1 protein-coding gene is annotated in these 1,930 nt (G+C 41.5%); it reads right to left on the bottom strand.

Annotated elements, in window-relative coordinates; genetic code table 11:
- Positions 1-567: 567 nt before the first annotated feature.
- Positions 568-1,930: BspA family leucine-rich repeat surface protein (locus tag MWU56_RS16395; RefSeq protein WP_247046486.1), on the bottom strand; the 1,363-nt coding region annotated here is incomplete at its 5' end.

Here is a 1,930-nt window from a genome sequence, read left to right as displayed (position 1 = left end):
GCCATTACTATTGTTCCTAATTTGTTCGGTAATTTTCTCATGATTTAAATCTTTTTATATACTAGTATCTTGGCAAGATGGGACATTTCAAAAAAAATTATGTGGACGATCTTATCCCTGCGCTGTTTAAGTTGATGGATACCATTTTTTAATTGACGGGGGATATTTAGATGCTAGATGTGAGATGTGAGATGTTAGACTACTGGTTAATGGTTAATGGTTAATGGTTGATGGTTAGTTGAAATTGTTCTTTGTTTTTTGTTTATTGCCTATTGATAATTGATTACTGCTTACTGACTACTGCTTACTGCTTACTGGTTAATGGTTGATGGCTAATGGTTGATGGTTGATGGTCGGAAGTTGGAAGTACGAAGTCAGATGTACGAAGTTAAACTACTGATTACTGCCAACTGAGTACTGCCTACTGCTCGTTGATTAATGATTAATGGAAATTGCTTATTGTTAATTGTTAATTGTTTATTGCTAATTGCTAATTGCATCAATACAAAAAAAGCCCCCCGTTTGCACGGAAGGCTCTACAGTTATTTGGAATAAAACGCTTGTCTTTTAATTGCAGATAACTATACCATCAAAATCAATATCCCAATTGTGGTTATTGATCAAACTAGCATAAGCAGATAGAACTTCAGGACTACAAAGTTGAATATTATCCGCCCCTAAAGTAATATTATCTGGAGTGTTGTCCGCAGCTTCCCATCCCACCAATGTGGCAGTGAAATTTTGTGGGGACAGTCCGGAACCATCAAACATGTCCTTCATTGAGGTGACACTGTTTATATTCCATGCTCCAAGATTTTGATCAAAGGAAGTGGCGTTATTGAACATCCCTACCATATTGGTAACATTACCCACGTCCCAACTGCTGATATCTCCATTAAAAGAAGTGGCACTATTGAACATATCTGACATATTAGTAACATTGCTCACATCCCAACTGCTGATATCTCCATTAAAAGAAGTGGCACTATAGAATAAATAGTCCATATTGGTAACATTACCCACGTCCCAACTGCTGATATCTCCATTAAAAGAATTGGCACCATAGAACATTCCAGAAATAACGGTAACATTACTCACGTCCCAGCCACTGATATCTCCATTAAAGGAATCGGCCTCAAAAAACATCCCATATAATTCCGACACTTGGGAGAGGTCCGGCATATCCGTGGCATGGTATTCCATATTTACACATTCTAAAAATGCATGTGTGAAACTTTCCCATACGATAGTTCCCCATTGATCAATGCTCTTAAAAGCAATTTTGGAAGCATCGTCCTGCATTTTAATTGACGAAAAATCTCCCTGTATGGCCACCGTATAGGTGCCGGCTGTTTCGTAAACATGTGTCGGGTCTTGTAGATCGGCCAACTGTTCAATGGTACCGTCCCCCCAGTCAATGGTGAAATTGTAATCAAAATCGGCATTGGTGCCTATCTCCAATATAAAATTGTTCTCGGGCACCTCCCATGTGGTGATAAAGGATGCCGGGTCCTCGAGCATACTTTCAATGACATTTACCACTGTGATCGTTATCGTTGCATCCACGGCTTCGGTGCCATCGGTCACTGTTACGGTCAGCACATGTTCTTCTGCGGTCTCAAAGTCCAGCTCCTTTCCATCGGCGAGGCTCAGTTCCCCTTCGGCACTTACCTCGAACAGGTCGTTATCGTTGGTGGTAAGGGTGTACTCCAATGTATCCCCATCCCCATCGGTGGCAGTTACCGTGCCGATTGAATCGGTATCGGATATGTCCTCCGATGCTTCAAAGACGTAGCTCTCTTCTCCAAACACGGGGACCTCGTTTATATCGCCCACGTTTATGGTGATTGTGGCGGAGGCATCTTCCTCTCCGTCGCTCACCTTTACGGTAATTTTATGGGAAACGGCATTGCTAAAATCAAGGCTCTTC

This window comes from Allomuricauda sp. F6463D (assembly GCF_023015965.1).
Lineage (GTDB): Bacteria > Bacteroidota > Bacteroidia > Flavobacteriales > Flavobacteriaceae > Flagellimonas.
The sequence above is the reverse complement of the archived record's forward strand: the minus strand, read 5'-3'. Positions and strand labels throughout refer to the sequence as shown.